Source organism: Halomonas sp. 11-S5, from assembly GCF_029889825.1.
Classification (GTDB): domain Bacteria; phylum Pseudomonadota; class Gammaproteobacteria; order Pseudomonadales; family Halomonadaceae; genus Halomonas.
This window is the reverse complement of the sequence record NZ_JARANW010000019.1, coordinates 38,744-54,267: the sequence shown is the minus strand read 5'-3', so window position 1 is coordinate 54,267 and position 15,524 is coordinate 38,744. Positions and strand designations below refer to the sequence as shown.

General features: G+C 64.8%; 17 protein-coding genes. 4 read left to right on the top strand and 13 right to left on the bottom strand.

All coding sequences use genetic code 11. The features are described from left to right. Nucleotides 1-62 precede the first annotated feature (62 nt). From fliR to fliF, 13 genes are all read right to left on the bottom strand, one after another. The gene (gene fliR / locus OP497_RS12975) at nucleotides 63-863 is read right to left on the bottom strand and encodes a flagellar biosynthetic protein FliR (RefSeq protein WP_280549037.1); all 801 of its coding nucleotides are present in this window, start codon (nucleotides 861-863) and stop codon (nucleotides 63-65) included. A 34-nt stretch (nucleotides 864-897) separates the two neighbouring features. Then, on the bottom strand, nucleotides 898-1,167 hold the full coding sequence (gene fliQ / locus OP497_RS12970) for a flagellar biosynthesis protein FliQ (RefSeq protein WP_280549035.1): 270 nt from the start codon (nucleotides 1,165-1,167) through the stop codon (nucleotides 898-900). Nucleotides 1,168-1,189: 22 nt separating this feature from the next. Continuing rightward, entirely contained in the window at nucleotides 1,190-1,912 is a 723-nt protein-coding gene (fliP, locus tag OP497_RS12965; protein ID WP_280549076.1) for a flagellar type III secretion system pore protein FliP, read from the bottom strand. A gap of 32 nt (nucleotides 1,913-1,944) precedes the next feature. After that, nucleotides 1,945-2,385, bottom strand: a complete 441-nt coding sequence (gene fliO / locus OP497_RS12960; RefSeq protein ID WP_280549033.1) for a flagellar biosynthetic protein FliO — start codon at nucleotides 2,383-2,385, stop codon at nucleotides 1,945-1,947. Then, nucleotides 2,382-2,891, bottom strand: coding sequence for a flagellar motor switch protein FliN (fliN, locus tag OP497_RS12955; protein ID WP_280549031.1), 510 nt, complete (start codon nucleotides 2,889-2,891; stop codon nucleotides 2,382-2,384). The genes fliO and fliN overlap by 4 nt, the downstream gene beginning before the upstream one ends. Then, nucleotides 2,884-3,927: a flagellar motor switch protein FliM gene (gene fliM / locus OP497_RS12950; protein ID WP_280549030.1), complete on the bottom strand. Its 1,044-nt coding sequence runs from the start codon at nucleotides 3,925-3,927 to the stop codon at nucleotides 2,884-2,886. Before fliM ends, fliN begins: the two co-directional genes overlap by 8 nt. 21 nt (nucleotides 3,928-3,948) lie before the next feature. Next, on the bottom strand, nucleotides 3,949-4,428 hold the full coding sequence (fliL, locus tag OP497_RS12945; protein ID WP_280549028.1) for a flagellar basal body-associated protein FliL: 480 nt from the start codon (nucleotides 4,426-4,428) through the stop codon (nucleotides 3,949-3,951). A gap of 132 nt (nucleotides 4,429-4,560) precedes the next feature. Further along, nucleotides 4,561-5,931 carry a flagellar hook-length control protein FliK gene (locus OP497_RS12940; protein ID WP_280549026.1) on the bottom strand — a complete coding sequence of 457 codons (1,371 nt, stop codon included), beginning with the start codon at nucleotides 5,929-5,931 and terminating at the stop codon, nucleotides 4,561-4,563. Nucleotides 5,932-5,950: 19 nt separating this feature from the next. Beyond that, complete coding sequence (fliJ, locus tag OP497_RS12935) at nucleotides 5,951-6,412, bottom strand: flagellar export protein FliJ (RefSeq protein WP_280549023.1); 462 nt, start codon at nucleotides 6,410-6,412, stop codon at nucleotides 5,951-5,953. After that, nucleotides 6,409-7,800, bottom strand: coding sequence for a flagellar protein export ATPase FliI (gene fliI / locus OP497_RS12930; RefSeq protein WP_280549021.1), 1,392 nt, complete (start codon nucleotides 7,798-7,800; stop codon nucleotides 6,409-6,411). Before fliI ends, fliJ begins: the two co-directional genes overlap by 4 nt. Then, the gene (locus OP497_RS12925) at nucleotides 7,800-8,531 is read right to left on the bottom strand and encodes a flagellar assembly protein FliH (RefSeq protein WP_280549019.1); all 732 of its coding nucleotides are present in this window, start codon (nucleotides 8,529-8,531) and stop codon (nucleotides 7,800-7,802) included. The genes fliI and OP497_RS12925 overlap by 1 nt, the downstream gene beginning before the upstream one ends. A gap of 16 nt (nucleotides 8,532-8,547) precedes the next feature. Then, nucleotides 8,548-9,552: a flagellar motor switch protein FliG gene (fliG, locus tag OP497_RS12920; RefSeq protein ID WP_280549017.1), complete on the bottom strand. Its 1,005-nt coding sequence runs from the start codon at nucleotides 9,550-9,552 to the stop codon at nucleotides 8,548-8,550. Beyond that, nucleotides 9,545-11,269 carry a flagellar basal-body MS-ring/collar protein FliF gene (gene fliF, locus OP497_RS12915; RefSeq protein ID WP_280549016.1) on the bottom strand — a complete coding sequence of 575 codons (1,725 nt, stop codon included), beginning with the start codon at nucleotides 11,267-11,269 and terminating at the stop codon, nucleotides 9,545-9,547. The genes fliG and fliF overlap by 8 nt, the downstream gene beginning before the upstream one ends. A 253-nt stretch (nucleotides 11,270-11,522) precedes the next feature. Here fliF and fliE point away from each other — a divergent pair, with 253 nt between their 5' ends. The 4 genes from fliE to OP497_RS12895 all read left to right on the top strand — a co-directional run bounded on the left by fliE (nucleotide 11,523) and on the right by OP497_RS12895 (nucleotide 15,522). Then, the gene (gene fliE / locus OP497_RS12910) at nucleotides 11,523-11,852 is read left to right on the top strand and encodes a flagellar hook-basal body complex protein FliE (RefSeq protein WP_280549015.1); all 330 of its coding nucleotides are present in this window, start codon (nucleotides 11,523-11,525) and stop codon (nucleotides 11,850-11,852) included. A gap of 229 nt (nucleotides 11,853-12,081) precedes the next feature. Next, the gene (locus OP497_RS12905; protein ID WP_280549013.1) at nucleotides 12,082-13,404 is read left to right on the top strand and encodes a diguanylate cyclase; all 1,323 of its coding nucleotides are present in this window, start codon (nucleotides 12,082-12,084) and stop codon (nucleotides 13,402-13,404) included. 45 nt (nucleotides 13,405-13,449) lie between these two features. Then, on the top strand, nucleotides 13,450-13,629 hold the full coding sequence (locus OP497_RS12900; RefSeq protein WP_280549011.1) for a hypothetical protein: 180 nt from the start codon (nucleotides 13,450-13,452) through the stop codon (nucleotides 13,627-13,629). A gap of 231 nt (nucleotides 13,630-13,860) precedes the next feature. After that, complete coding sequence (locus OP497_RS12895; protein ID WP_280549009.1) at nucleotides 13,861-15,522, top strand: methyl-accepting chemotaxis protein; 1,662 nt, start codon at nucleotides 13,861-13,863, stop codon at nucleotides 15,520-15,522. Nucleotides 15,523-15,524: the final 2 nt, after the last annotated feature.

Genomic DNA, 15,524 nt, shown 5'->3' with positions numbered 1-15,524 from the left:
CGGGCCTAGCTCAGCCATGGTCTTTTACCGCTTCGGTGCCTTTCATGGCCGGGGCGGTTTTTTTAATTCGCTATCGGCAGCGGTGCCAAGATCTCCAGCAGGTTCTGCAGGAAGGCCAACCCCTGGCTGAACAGTCGCTCCAGGAAGCTTGCCAGGTCGGTCATCAGGACCATCAGCAGGGTCAGGCCGACGGTCAGCGATGTCGGGAAGCCGATATTGAAGACCGTCAGCTGGGGCGCTGAGCGGTTGAGGATACCCAGTGACAGGTTGATGATCAGTAGCGATGCCACCAGTGGCAAGGCAAGCAGCATGCCCGCCGTATAGATGGTGCCGCCGTAGCGGGCCAGCATGATGAAGGCGTCTGGATTGAAACGGCCGATTCCGATTGGCAACGTCTGGAAGCTGGTGACCAGAACTTCCAGCACCATCAGATGGCCATTGAAGGCCAGGAACATCAGCAGCGTGACCATGTAGAGGATGCGTGACAGCACCACCATGTTGGTACCGCTGGAGGGATCAAAGAAGGTGGCGAAGGCCAGGCCCATCTGCAGCCCGATGAAATCGCCTGAGGCCTGCACCACGGCCAGCATCACTCGTACCGTGAGCCCGATGGCGGCGCCGATCAGCAGTTGCTCGACCAGGATGCCGAATCCCGCCCAGGAGAAAAGCGGCACCTCCGGCATGGGCGGCAGTACCGGGGCGATCACCACCGCTACGGCGCCGGCCAGGGCCAGCTTGGCCTGGCGCGGTATGCTGGAATGGCCCCACAGCGGGGCGCTGAGCATCAACGCCGTGATCCGTGCGAAGGGCCACAGGAAAGCAACCAGCCAGATGTGGAGCTGGTCAAAGGTAACCTCGACCATCAGCGGGCGCTGCTCTTCACAAGCTCATTGGGAGTCACGAGATCATCGAGGGGATGTTGGTGAACAGCTCGATGGTGAAGTTCGTGATCAGCTTGAGCAGCCAGGGCCCGGCCAGCACCAGTACCGCGAACACGGCGAGGATCTTGGGGATGAACGAGAGGGTCATCTCGTTGATCTGGGTGGCCGCCTGGAACAGGCTGACCAGCAGGCCGGTGGCCAGGGCGGTCAGTAGCAGGGGGCCCGCCAGCAGCAGCGTGACACGCATGCCCTGGTAGGCAATGTTCATTACCTCTTCCGGTGTCATGTTGGCCTCCTCGGGCGTGCGTTCACAGGTAGAAGCTTTCCGCCAGCGACCCGATGATCAGCTGCCAGCCGTCCACCAGCACGAACAGCATCAGCTTGAAGGGCAGCGAGATGGTGATCGGAGGCACCATCATCATCCCCAATGACATCAGTACGCTGGCCACCACCAGGTCGATGATCAGGAAGGGGATGAAGATGGTGAACCCGATCTGGAACGCTGTCTTCAGTTCGCTGGTGACGAAGGAGGGCACCAGCACCCTCATCGGCACGTCTTCAGGCCCCTGAAGCTCTCCGATATCGGCGAGGCGGGCGAACATCGCCAGGTCGGGTTCGCGGGTCTGGGCCAGCATGAATTCCCGGAAGGGGCCCTGGGCCAGCTGCAGAAACTCATCGAAGTTGATGTCGTCATTGGAGAGCGGTGCCCAGGCCAGTTCGTGCACCTGACTCAGCACCGGCGCCATGATGAACAGGGTGAGGAAGAGGGCCAGCCCCAGTAGCACCTGGTTGGGTGGGGTAGCCTGCGTGCCCATGGCCGTTCTCAGTAAGCTCAACACGATGATGATGCGCGTGAAGCAGGTCATCATCAGCAGCACGGCAGGCAGGAAGGCCAGTGAGCTGAGCAGCAGGAGCGTCTGCAGCGATAGCGACCACTGTTGTCCCCCATCGTCCAGGGGGCGGCTGACGATACCGGGGATCTGCTGGGCCAGGGCCAGTTCGGGCAACGTCAACAGGACCGCCAGGGCCAGCGTATAAAGCACATGTTTGGCCGCGACTTGCCTCACGCCTTCCCCCGTCGTCCCAGGCCGGCATTGTGTCGGACGGCCTTGGCGAAGCGCGTCCCGAAGGCGTCTCCTGCATCAAATCCCGGTCCGCCAGAGGTGACGGATTCCCGATGCTCGTCCGGGGCCGGCATGTCATGCAGTTTGTTGACCTGGCCACCGCCGACACCGAGTACCAGCCAGGTGTTTTCCACCTCGACAATCACGACGCGTTCCTTGGTACCCACCGCCGTGCTGCCGACGACTCGAAGGTGGCGGCCATGGCGCTGGTGGGGGAGTCCCCAGCGGCGTAGCACGGCGGCGGCCACCAGGATAATGACCAGTATCAGTCCCAGCGCAGCAGCGGTCTTGCCAAGCGTGGCCATGCCGATCAAGGCCTCTCCACCGGTTACGGCCGCATCCAGGCCCGCCTGGGGCTCATCGGGTATTGCCGCGGTCATCGATTCAGCTTCTGGACCCGCTCGGAGGGGGTGATGATCTCGGTGATACGGATACCGTACTTGTCTTCGACAACCACGACCTCGCCCTGGGCGATCAGGTAGCCATTGATCAGGATATCCATGGGCTCGCCCGCCAGACCGTCCAGTTCAATCACCGACCCCTGGGCAAGTTCCAGCAGCTGCTTGATGGTCAGCTTGGTCCGGCCGAGCTCCACGGTGAGCTTGACCGGGATATCCATGATCATTTCCAGGTCGCGTCCCTGGGCCACCCCCTGGCCCGCCTCGAGAGGGCGGAAGACGCTGCTGCCCGCGGACTGAGCAGCGGGCGCAGCGGTGGGCTCTTCTGCCTCCTGCTCCTGACCGGCAGACTCGGTGGCCGCCTGCTCGGCCATCGCCTCGGCCCAGGGGTCGTCATCGTCAGCGGGGGCGTCGTCCTGCTGCTCCGACATGGCGGCGGCCCAGTCGTCTTCGCTGATATTCTGATCGGGGTTGTTGGGATCAGTCATGGTTGGATTCCTTGGATTGCGGCCTGGAGCCTTTGACGAAGGCATCGGCCGGCGCATGGTCGGCGGCATGGTCGAAGATGTGCAGCACGCGCAGGGCGCGCTGCTCATGCTGGCTGCCGTATTCGCACTCCATCACGGGCACGCCATCCACGCTAGCCGTCACCATCTCGGGAAGTTCCATGGGCAGCACATCGCCGGTCTTCAAGGCCATCACGTGGGCGATGCGACTCGCGATATCGGTAAAGTTGGCCACCAGTTCCACCTCGGAGTGGCGTATCTCGCCGGCAATGCGCTTCGTCCAGGTACCGTCCTGATCCTGGCTGCCATCACTGAGCGGGTTGGTCAGCAGGTCGCGCAGCGGTTCGATCATGGCGTAGGGCATGCAGATCTGGAAGCTGCTGGCAAGATTGCCCACCTCGAGATTGAAACTGGTGTTCACCACGATCTCGTTTGGCGAGTTGGTGATGTTGGCGAACTTGGATTGCATCTCCGAGCGCAGGAAGCTGATCTCGAGGGGGTAGACGGACTTCCAGGACTCGCTGTAGGCGTCGATGGCCAACTGCAGCAGGCGCTGGATAATGCGCTGTTCGGTGTTGGTGAATTCACGCCCCTCGGACTTGGTCACGAAGCGTCCGTCACCGCCAAAGAGGTTGTCCACCACCATGAAGACCAGGCTGGGGGGGAACACGATCAAGGCCGAGCCCCGCAGGGGCTTCATGGCGATCATGTTGATATTGGTCGGCACCGGCACATTGCGGGAGAACTCGCTGTAGCTCTGGTAGCGCACCGAGTCCACGGTGATATCGGCGCTGCGACGAATCAGGTTGAACAGCCCCATGCGAAAGTGACGCGCAAAGCGCTCATTGATGATGTCCAGGGCATGCAGGCGCTCGCGGATGATGCGATGCTGGGATGCCGGGTCATAGGGGCGCACGCGTGATGTCCCGTTGCTCTTGGCCTCGGGTTCGTCATCACCGCTCACCCCCTTGAGCAGGGCATCGATCTCTTCCTGGGACAGCAGATCATCTTGGGACATGGCGTCTTGGCTACCCTCTGCCTATTGCACGATGAACTCGGTGAAGAGCACGTCGTCGATGGCCACTTCCGGCTGGCTTTCCGACATGGGTGCCTCCAGGGCGGCAATCACCTGGGCTGCCAGGCGTTGCTTGCCACCTGGCGAGGTCAGGTCGCTGGCCTGCTTGCCGGAGAACAGCATCAGCAGGCGGCTGCGAACCTGGGGCATGTGCTGCTCGAGGATCTCCTGGCTGGTCTCGTCAGCCAGCTTCAGTGACAGGCCGGTATAGAGCAGACGAGGCCCGTATTCGTCATCGGCAAGGTTGACGGTGAAAGGCTTGATCGGCAGGAAAATCGGCGCCTTCTGTTCAGGCATCTCCTGGGTGTTGATCGCCGATTGCGCCTCGCTGCCCGGCTGGGTAAAGACCATATAGAGCGCTACCGCTGCCACGGATGACGACAGGATCAGCAGCACCATCATCGACCACAAAAGCTTGCGGGAGCCACCACGCGATTTCGCCATTCTCTTTCCTAGGTTGCAGTGTGTTGCCGATGCTGACCTCGCAGTATGCGTGTCGCATCGTGATCACGATGACCCGAACAGCCCCGCTGATTGCGCCTATCTTGTCCGTTTGGCGCCTAGCGTAGCTGGGGGTCAGGCATAGAGGTCCACGCTACCATCCAGATTCAGCTCACGCGTCACCTTGGCATCGATGGCGCCTGATGACCCTTCATCACTCCCTTCCACCCCGGCTGATGCCAGCATGTCGCCTGGCTGTCGAGGGGCGCCGTCGCCGTCGCCGTTACCGGTTCGCTGTTCGCCTACCGACGTCTCACCCAGGCTGATGCCCTGTTCGGCGAGGGCATCACGCAATTGCGGGATGGCCTGCTCCAGCGCCTGGCGGACCTGGGCATGGGCGGAGATGAACTGCGCCTGTGCGCCGTGGTCGCCCATCTTCAGGGACACTGACAGAGGCCCGAGCTCCGCTGGATGCAGCTGCAGCTCGACGCGTTGTTCACCGCCCTGCTGGCTCAGTCGCACCAGCTGCTGACCAAGCTGCTGGGGCCAGGCAGGGCTGGCGACCGGCGCCGGCAGGCTGGCCTGGGCCGGCATCGATGAGGCGCTGGTCATCGCCCCGCCCGTCGCACCGTTCATCGCATTTGCCGCGCCCTGGCCGGCCAGTTCGAGGGCGCCGGCGCCCCCCGACGCCTCGCCATGCTGGGCCAGCTGCGCGTCGCCGGCGGTCGCGACGCGCAGCGCCTCGTCGCTCGCCGCTGAAGCCTGGCCGGCGCCGGCCAGGGAGGGGACGAGTCGCTCTGCCGCGGCGGAGCCTGCCGCCGCGTTCGGCTGGGGCGCGCGGCGATCGGCGGCGATCGCCTCGAGCAGCGGATTGGTGCGCAGCGCCTGACTGGCCTCGCGAGACTCAGGGCCGGCGACACTCGCCGCGTTGGGCGCGTCGGTACTGCCGGTGGCCGGGAACCCGGCGGCGGCCAGGGGCAGCAGCGCGAGGGCGTCGTCCGCCTCGGGACGGCCGGCCTGTTCGATCAGCGCGAGGCGCTCCTGCAGCGCGTTCCAGACGCCGTTACCGGCCGCGTCGCTGCCGCCTGGCTGCGGGTCGCCCTGCTCGAGCGACTGGAGGGCCGACTCGACGTCTTCGGCCGAGAGGCGCGACCAGGCGGCCCTCCCGGCCTCGGCGCCAAGCAGCGGGGTCAGGCCGGCGCTCTCGCCCGTCTTCCCGTGCTCGACCTTGGTGTCCGTCGTGCCCGATACCTCGGCCAGCCGAGCCTTGAGCGCCTCGTCCCGCATGGCGGCGCCGGCGGGCGTATCGCCCTGGCCGTGCGTTGCGGCCGCTGGCGCCTGCGAGGACGACGCCTGTGGCGTCGGGGTGCCGGCCCCCTCGCCGCGGGCCTGGCTCGCCCCGGCCAGGTGGCGGGCGAACGCGTCCCCCGGTGCCTTGTCCCCCTCGGGCGAGGCGCGGTTTCCGGCGGCATTCACGGGGGCATTGACGAGCAACTGGATATCCATCGACAGTCTCCTTGCTGGCTCAGTACTCGCCCTGGGGCGAGCGCTGGCGAACCAGGCGGTTGTTGACCAGGTCGTCACTGACGTGCTGTTCCCGGCGTTGTTCATCGCGGCGGCTGGCGATATTCCGCCGTTCGGCCAGGGTGTCGTAGGACGACAGGCGTTGCTGCTGTTGCTGCCAGTGCTGGCGAGTCTTCTCGACCCGCTGTTGCTGGGCGGCCACTGCCTGCCGGGCACGCACCAGGGCGTCGTCCAGCGAGGCGAGGAATTGCTGGTAGTTGCGCATGGTGGCCGGGTCGATGCCATCGCGCATGGCCGCATTCAGCTTTTCGGCATACTCCTGCCGATAGCGATGCAGCGACTCCAGCTGCTGGCTGACCTGCTGGCTGGTGCGCTGTTCGCCGGCCAGGTTCTGCCCGGCCTGGTCCCGGTCATTCCGGGCGAGGTCGACGAGGGTGTCGAGCGGCGAGTGGCGGTGACTCATGACGTGCCTCCCACGACGCCCGCCAGGGCCTGGCGGGCGTTTTCCAGGCTGCTGTTCTCCTCGATGCGCTGCTGCAGGAAGCTCTCGAGGTGCGGATAGCGCCGCACGGCCTCATCCAGTTGCGGATCATGCCCCGGTTGGTAGGCACCGACACTGATCAGGTCGCGGTTGCGCTGGTAGCGCGAGAAGAGCCCCTTGAACTGCTGGGCCTGCTGCTGCTGTGGTGGGTCGATGATGGCGGTCATCGCCCGGCTGATGGAGGCCTCGATGTCGATGGCCGGGTAGTGGCCAGCTTCGGCCAGCGTTCGGGACAGCACGATATGGCCATCGAGGATGGCGCGTGCCGAATCGGCGATGGGGTCCTGCTGGTCGTCGCCCTCGGTGAGTACCGTATAGAAGGCGGTGATGGAGCCGCCGCCGCGCTGGGCATTGCCCGCGCGCTCGACCAGGTTCGGCAGCTTGGCAAAGACCGAGGGCGGATAGCCCTTGGTTGCCGGTGGCTCGCCGACGGCCAGGGCGATCTCGCGCTGGGCCATGGCGAAGCGGGTCAGGGAGTCCATGATCAACAGGACATTGCGTCCCTCGTCACGAAACCCTTCTGCCAGCCGGGTGGCATAGGACGCCCCTTGGAGGCGCTGCAGTGGGGAGGTGTCCGCCGGTGCGGCTACCACGACGGCACGGCGAAGGCCCTCTTCGCCCAGGATGTTATCGATGAAGTCCTGGACCTCGCGACCCCGTTCGCCGATCAGGCCCACCACAATCACGTCGGCGCGGGTGTAGCGAGCCATCATGCCAAGCAAGACCGACTTGCCGACACCGGAGCCGGCGAACAGCCCCATGCGCTGGCCACGGCCCACGCTCAGCAGGGCATTGATGGCACGGATGCCCACGTCGACCTGCTCTTCGATGGGCGCGCGCGCCAGGGGATTCAGCGGCGGTGTGGCTAGCGGGGCGCGGGGGGCATCATCGAGCGGACCCATGCTATCCAAGGGCGTCCCGTTACCGTCCACGACACGCCCCAGCAGGGCCTCGCCGAGCGGAAAGCGGCGGGCGCTATTGTGGGCTCCATCGGCAAGGGGGAAGACTCTGGCTCCCGGCATCAGGCCGGTGATCTCGGCCAGTGGCATCAGATACAGCCTGTCGCCGGAGAACCCCACGACCTCTGCCTCGGCGAAGCGGCCCGCTTCCTGACGACCGGCCGGAAGCTCGATACGACAGGCATTGCCCAGTGCCACCTGCAATCCCACCACCTCGATCACCAGCCCGGTGGCACGCACCACCCGACCGCTGGCGCGGCAGGGGGGTAAGGGCTCCACGCGGGCACGTACGCCACGCAAGGCGCACTGCCAATGAGCCTGGTGAGGGTTGGTGGACAGCGGCTCGGTCACTAGTGCTCGTCCCCTTGTGCCTGATGCGTGGTCGGGCTGCGATGTCTCACCTGGGTCTTCACGGCTTGCCAGCGACTCTCCCAGGTGGCGTCGAGTTCGCCATTGGCGCTGGTCACTCGGCAGCCGCCACGGCTGAGCTGGTCATCGGGCTGCAGCGTCCAGCCGGCAGCCGATAGCTCTTCGCCCAGATGCTTCTGTACCAGCTTGTGGTCCAGCGGATGCAGCCAGAGACGTTGCTGGCCGATGAGCGGGGGCTCGGTATGCAGCAGCGTGCGCACCAGTTCCAGCACCTGGCGAGGTCTCGCTTTCAGGGCCTCGCCGGCGAGCTGATGGCCGGTGGCCAGTGCCAGGTCGACCAGATCCTCGGCGATGGTGTCGTCAAGTTGCTCCAGGGCAGCACCGAAGGCGGTAGCCAGGGCCGCGATGGGTTCCAGCGCCTCGGCGAGGCGCGCCTCCAGCTCGTCCTTCGCCTGCTGGCGCCCTTCCTCGAGCCCACTGGCCAGTCCCTCGGCATGGCCCTGTTCGCGGCCCGCTTTCAGGCCCTCTTCATGGGCTTCTCGCCGGACCCTCTCGCGCAGCGCTTGCAGTTCCGCCTGGCGCTTGAAGGCCTTGCGTCGCTCGTCATCTGGCGTCGCTTGCGAATTGCCCTGGGACTCGGATGGAGCAGCGCGCCGTGGTCTCTGCAGCTCCCCCATCTGCCAACGGCGCCAGGGTGTCTGGTCCTCTGCCATGCCTGATTCACCACGCTCAGACATAGGTTTCGTCTCCGCCGCTCAGCACGATCTCGCCACCATCGGCAAGGCGACGCACCACCTGCAGGACGGCTTTCTGTTCGGCTTCGACCTGGGAGACACGGATCGGCCCCCGGGCCTCCATGTCCTCGCGCATCAGGTCCGCGGCGCGCTGGGACATGTTGCGCATGAACTTGTCCATGAGGGTTTCCGGTGCCCCCTTGAGCGCCACCACCAGGGAGTTGGTGTCGATCTCCTTGAGGATGAGCTGGATGCTGCGGTCGTCCAGGTCGATGAGGTTTTCGAACAGGAACATCTCGTCGATGATCTTCTGGGCCAGGTCTTCGCTGTGCGAGCGAACCGTCTCGATGGCAGCCTCTTCCTGGTTGGAGTTCATCAGGTTGAGGATCTCGGCGGCGGTACGTGCGCCCCCCATCTTGCTGCGCTTGAGGTTCTGGCCATCCAGCATGTTGGTGAGCACCTCGGTGAGCTCCTGCAGGGCCGCGGGTTGCACGCCGCTGAAGGTCGCGATGCGCAGCACCACATCGTTGCGCAGCTTCTCGTCGAACAACGCCATCACGTCCGCCGCCTGGTGTCGTTCCAGGTGGATCAGTACCGTGGCGATGATCTGCGGGTGCTCGTCGCGGATCAGCTCCGCCACCATCGAGGCTTCCATGAGATTCAGGGCATCGATGCCGGAGCCGGTGCCGCGGGTTTCCAGCACGTCCTCGATCAGGCTGGACGCGCGATCGCTGCCGAGCGCCTTGGTCAGCACCGAGCGGATATGCTCGCTGGAGTTCAGGTTGAGCGCGATGAACTCCTCGGTTTCGTCATGGAAGGCCTGTAGCACCTGGTGCATGTCATCGTGGGAGACCTGGTCCAGTCGGGCCATCTCCGTACTGATCTGCTGGATCTCGGTCGGGGAGAGGTACTTGAACACCTCGGCCGCACTATCCTCGTCGAGTGCCAGCAGCAGGATCGCGCTGCGCCGCGCGCCGCTTATCTCCTGGAACTTAGTCATGCTTGTTCATCCAGCCGCGAACGATCATGGCCACCATGCGCGGATCCTCTTCTGCCATCTCGCGAAGATCATTGAGGTTGTCCTCGTAGCCAGAGGCCTTGCGCTTGCGTCGCGGCTTGTTGTAGGTGGATTCATCTTCCTGCCCTTTGACGGAGGCGTGTTCCTCGTCATCCTCGCCGACCCTGGTCTGGAAGGTCGGTGCGGGCTGCGTGGCCGCCTGGGGAGCCTGGCTGGCGCGCTTGACCAGCGGACGCAGGATCAGCAGGTAGAGCAGCAGGACAGCCAGGCCCACCAGCAGATAACGGCCCAGGGTCATGGCCAGCTGCTGGACGTCGGGCTGCTGCCACCACTCGAGGGGCTCGATCTCCGGGGCCGCCCGAGTGAAGGGGCTGTTGACCACGGCAATTTCGTCCCCACGGGCCTGGGAAAAGCCCATGGCCCGGCGTATCAGCCGCTCGACCTGGTCGATCTCGGTCTCGCTGAGCGGTGTTGGCTGCATGACGCCCTGATCGTCAGGGGTTGGGCGGTAATTGACGACGATCGCTGCCGAGAGTCGCTCCACCTGGCCGCGACGGTACTGGACGTGCGAGATGCTGCGGTCGACCTCGTAGTTGATCACGTCATCACGATCGAGGTTGCGCGTCGCCGCCGGGGTGTCCCCGTTTGCCTGCCCACCCGCGGCATCCGCGGCATCTCCCTCGGCGGGCGGATTCTCCACCAGTGACGGCGCGGCGCCGGGAGGGGTGTTGCTCAGTGCCCCGGGGATCCCGTCGGCCAGGTCGTCACTGCCGTTGTAGCTGACGCTGCTCTGACGGCTGCGCACGGCGGCCTCGTTGGGCGGCTGGTTGGGGCCATAACGCTCCGAGGTTTCCTCGCGGCGGGAGAAGTCCACCTGAGCCGTTACCTGGGCCTTGACGTTTTGACTGCCCAGGATCGGCGTCAGGATGGACTCGATGCGCCGCTGGTAGGAGCGTTCCACCTCGGCGATATAGTCCAGCTGCGTGCCGTCCAGCCCCAGGCCGTTGGCATCAGGGGCCGTCAGCAACCGGCCATTCTGATCGACCACGGTGACGGCCTCGGCTGCCAGGTCAGGAACGCTGCTGGACACCATGTGCACGATAGCGTTGACCTGTCCCTCGCCGAGCGTGCGCCCGGCATGCAGCGTCAGCACCACCGAGGCCTTGGCCGGCTCACGGTCGCGCACGAAGACCGACTCCTTGGCCAGCGCCAGGTGAACCCGGGCCCTGTTGACCGGCCCCAGTGATTCCATGGACCGCGACAGCTCGCCCTCCAGGCCCCGCTGATAGTTGATCTGCTCGGCGAACTGGCTGATGCCGAAGGCCTGGTTCTCCATCAGCTCGAACCCGACGTTCCCGCCTTGTGGCAGTCCCTGTTCCGCCAGTTGCAGGCGCAGCGTGTGAACCTGGTCACCGGGGACAAGCAGCGCCTGGCCACCCTGGCTGAACTGGTAGGGGATGCCACGGGTGTCGAGCTCGTTGATGATGCTGCCCCCGTCCGCTTGGCTGAGGTTGCTGTAGAGCACGCGGTAGTCGGGGCTGCGGGCCCACATCAGCAGGGCGACAAGCAGGGCGATCGAGGCGGCACCGGCAATCAGCAGGACCAACAGCGGGTTGCCACGCAGCTGATCCTTGAGGCGCGCAAGGCCCGCCGAGCCCTGGTTGGCTTGGCTATCGGTGGCTGAAGCGCCACTGCTCATGTGGGCCTCCAGACGCGGCTGGCTCCATGAGCAAGATTCATTGAGGAAGAAGGCATCGAGTGCGGTCCGTCCATCGCGGTTGGCCGCCCCTGGAGTGGGCGGAACTCTGATGGAGGCCATTATCCGCGGCCGCTGTCACCCTAAAGGTCAGAAAAGCCCAGTTTTTATGGGGCATTTGACCGCATGGCCGAGACATTCCGTCAGGTAGTCTGATGTCTCTTTTCTCGTGACCCTATAGGCCAAGGTGGTTGTGATGAGTGCTCCCGCGATCGAGTCAGTTCTCTCCCAGATGCAGTCATTGTCCAGTCAGGCGGCATCCCAATCGTTCAGTGGTCAGCGGGTGGACACCCAGGTGGGGGCGGGCGGCTTCACCGGCGAGCTGCAGTCCGCCATCCACCGCATCAACGAGCTCAAGCTCGATGCCGATGCCAAGGCTCAGGCCTTTCAGGCCGGAACCCCGGGCGTGGCGCTCAACGATGTGATGGTCGACATGCAGAAGGCGAGCGTGGCCACCGAGATGGGAATCCAGGTACGCAACCGTCTGGTCACGGCCTACAAGGACATCATGAACATGCAGGTGTGATCGGGCCTCCCCCTCTTCCGGACATGACGGGCGCCGGCTTTAATGTCGGCGCCCTATGTACCGTCTTGGGCCGTTCGGGCCCGATGTCGCTCGTTGATGATGCGTCTCGCCTCGGCACAAACCTCATTCGACTTCGTGGGTCAGTCGTCCCTCGCCTTGCTGGCCATATGCCCGGGGATAGCTGGAGAGGGACGGCGGGGTGTGTCCGAAAAGAAGAGGAAATCGTTTGATGAGCGAAGCCTGGGTGGGCCCCGTGACAGGGCCGGATTGCGTTCAGGGAGGCGTATGCGAGGACATCACGTCGCTGCGCAAGCGTTTCTACCAGCTCTATATTGCCGTCGAGCAGAGCCCGGCGGCCACGGCGATCACCGACGTCAAGGGACGCATCGAGTTCGTCAATCAGCGCTTCCTGGACGTGACGGGATATTCGCGCGAGGAGCTGATCGGGCAGACGCCGGCGATGATCCAGTCCGGTGAGACATCCGACGCGGTCTATCGTGACCTATGGCAGACCCTGCAGGCCGGTCGCGTGTGGCAGGGCGAGCTGCTCAACCGGCGCAAGAACGGTGAGCTCTACTGGGAAGCCGAGGTGATCACGCCGGTGCGTAATGACGCGGGCGAGGTCGTCAATTTCGTCGCGGTCAAGGAGGACGTCACCGAACGCAAGCGACAGGAGAGCGAGCTCAAGCTGCTGGCCACCGCCTTCGCCACCGGGCAGGCGACGCTGATCACCGATGCCCATATGCAGATCGAACGCGCCAACCAGGCCTTCACCGACATCACCGGCTATCGCGAGCATGAGGTGCTGGGCAAGACTCCGCGGCTCTTCAAGTCCGGGCGCCACTCTGCCGATTTCTATGCGCGACTTTGGGATGACCTGCTAAACAATGGGCACTGGCAGGGCGAGATATGGAACCGCAACAAGTACGGCGATATCTACCCGCTCTGGCAATCCATCACCGCGGTTCGTGACGACAGCGGCCAGATCCGCAACTTCGTCGCCGTGTTTCACAACATCGCCGAACGCAAGCGCATGGAAGATGAGTTGGAGCGACAGGCGACACTCGATCATCTCACCGGGACCTACAATCGACGCGCCTTCGACACCGCCCTACGTCAGGCCATCTTCCAGGCCGAGCTCGGCGATGAGAGCTTCTCGCTGCTGCTCTTCGACATCGACCATTTCAAGGAGGTCAACGACCGACATGGCCATGATACTGGCGATGCCATCCTCAAGCAGTTGGCCGATCGTGTTTCCAGCAGCCTGAGGAGTACCGACGTCCTCTCACGCTGGGGTGGGGAGGAGTTCACCATCCTGCTGCCCGACACCCGGCTACGAGGAGCCAGCACCTTTGCCGAGCGATTGCGCTGTCAGATTGCCGAATCACGCCTGCAGGGCCTGACCATCACCATCAGCACCGGTATCACCGAATATCGTCCGGGTGATGGCATGGACAGCATGCTGGCGCGGGCCGATGAGGCGCTCTATCGCGCCAAGTCAGCGGGCCGCAACCGTGTGGTGGTCGATGACACCACACGGGTGGAGGAGTAGGGCAGAATGCATCGAGGTGGTGTCTCAGGGGCAGAAGAGAGAAGGATGGCGCGCGAGGCTCTGGAGCAGCGTGATCAGGCGCTCGCTCAGTCACGCCGAAACCTGCAGCTGGAGGCGCTTTCCCGCTATCACGTCACCCTGATTCAGGGGTATCTCACCGGTCGCCCGGTGGATCCCGAGACTTTCGCCGAGCGCTACCTGAATACCCAGCACGTAGGTGCCTGATCATCCTCGCTGCCGTGTCGCGGGGGGATGACCTCGCGCTGTCAGGCACCGGAACAATCGCGTGTGTGCGTCTCTCCTCGGGCGGCCGACTGAGGGCCATGGCGGGCTTCCGCGCCCATCGTGGCCGGGTTGTATCGCATTGCCATCGGAATGTCATGAAGCGCTGATATAAAGTCTGCGCATGCCGGCCGTTGTGACCGGTCGACCGACTTACCAGCGACAGGACCCCCGATGCGACGTCTCGACCGAATGACCATCCGGCTCAGCTGGAGCCTGGTGCTGCTTGCCTTTGGCGCCATCATTCTCGGCATCGGTGCCCTCGGCCTCTATGCCAATCATCACGGTCGCACCGCCTTCGGGGACCTGCACGAGGTTCAGGTGCAGCAGTCCCGGGCCTTGAACCAGGCCTATATCGCCACCCTGAGAGCCCAGGTCGCCATGGACCGCGCGGCTCATCTGATGCGTGTGCCCTCATTCGATCGTCCCGGGCCGGTCGTCGACCAGGCCAGGGCCTACATGCGTGATGCCGAGGCGGCCTTCGAACGCTTCCAGGCCCTGCCCGATGCAACGGCCCAGCAGGGCGCCATGGACGACCTGGCCTCGCGCTTCCAGTCGCTGTTGAACACCGGGCTGTCGCTGCAGCTGATGCTCCTCGAGGAGGAGGATCTTGGCGGCTACGACGCAGGGAAGTCCCGGGTAGCGGAGTTGAGCCAGGTCTTCATGGACGCTGCGGATGATTTCTTCGCCGCCAAGGCGGAGCGTGGCGATGCCCTGGCCGAGCGCTTCAATGCCATGGCCGGTTGGCTCAACCTGGCACTGGCCGGCGCCCTGAGCGGCGCGCTGCTGCTCATGTGGGTGGTGATCTGGGGCGTGCGGGCCAATGTCATTCGGCCACTGTCGCGCATCATCGAGCACTTCCGGTGTATTGCCGACGGTGATCTGGCGACTCCAGTGGAAGCGCGAGGCGACAATGAGATCGGTCAGCTTTATGCCGAGCTCGACGGCATGCGACGGGCCCTGGCAGAGACTGTCGAGCGGGTCCGAGACGGTGGCGATCGAGTACTCGACAATGCCGCGCACCTGAGCGAGGGCAATCAGGAGCTGTCGGCCCGCACCCAGCAGCAGGCGGCCTCTCTCGAGCAGACCGCCTCCAGCCTGGATGAAATGACCGCCTCGGTTGCCGACACCGCCGGCCATGTCCGCGAGGCCAATACGCTTGCCGAGCAGGCCACCGGCAAGGCCCGTCAGGGCAATGATGGGGTAGGCGCATTCGTCGAGACCATGGCCGAGATTCGCGAGCGCTCAAGCCGAATCGGCGAGATTGTCGGATTGATCGATGACATTGCCTTCCAGACCAACCTGCTGGCACTCAATGCTTCGGTAGAAGCCGCCCGGGCAGGCGAGCAGGGGCGCGGTTTCGCGGTCGTGGCCGAGGAGGTCCGACTGCTGGCCTCGCGCAGTGCCCAGGCGGCCCAGGAGATCCGGGCGCTTATCGAGGCCTCCCGGGGCAGCGTCGAACGGGGTGATGGGCTGTCGCGTCGGGCCAGCGAGGACATGGCCGCCATAGTCGACGCCATCCAGAGGCTCGGCGAGTGTACTGACTGGATCGCGCACGCCGCCACCGAACAGCACCGCGGTCTGGATCAGATCAACCAGGCCATGCATCAAATGGGCATCGTCACGCAGCGCAATAGCACCATGGTGGAGCAGGCCAATCGAGCCGCGGCGGCCCTGGAGGATGAGGCCGGGCGCATGCGGGACTTCACCGCGCGCTTTCGCCTGCCATCATCGACCCGGTGGCAGGGGGATGTGGATGGCCGCGATGCGGCGGAGGACGCGTCTCGCGACATCGAGGCGAGCAAGCCAAAGGAACTCGAGGCACTGCCTGCCTGAGG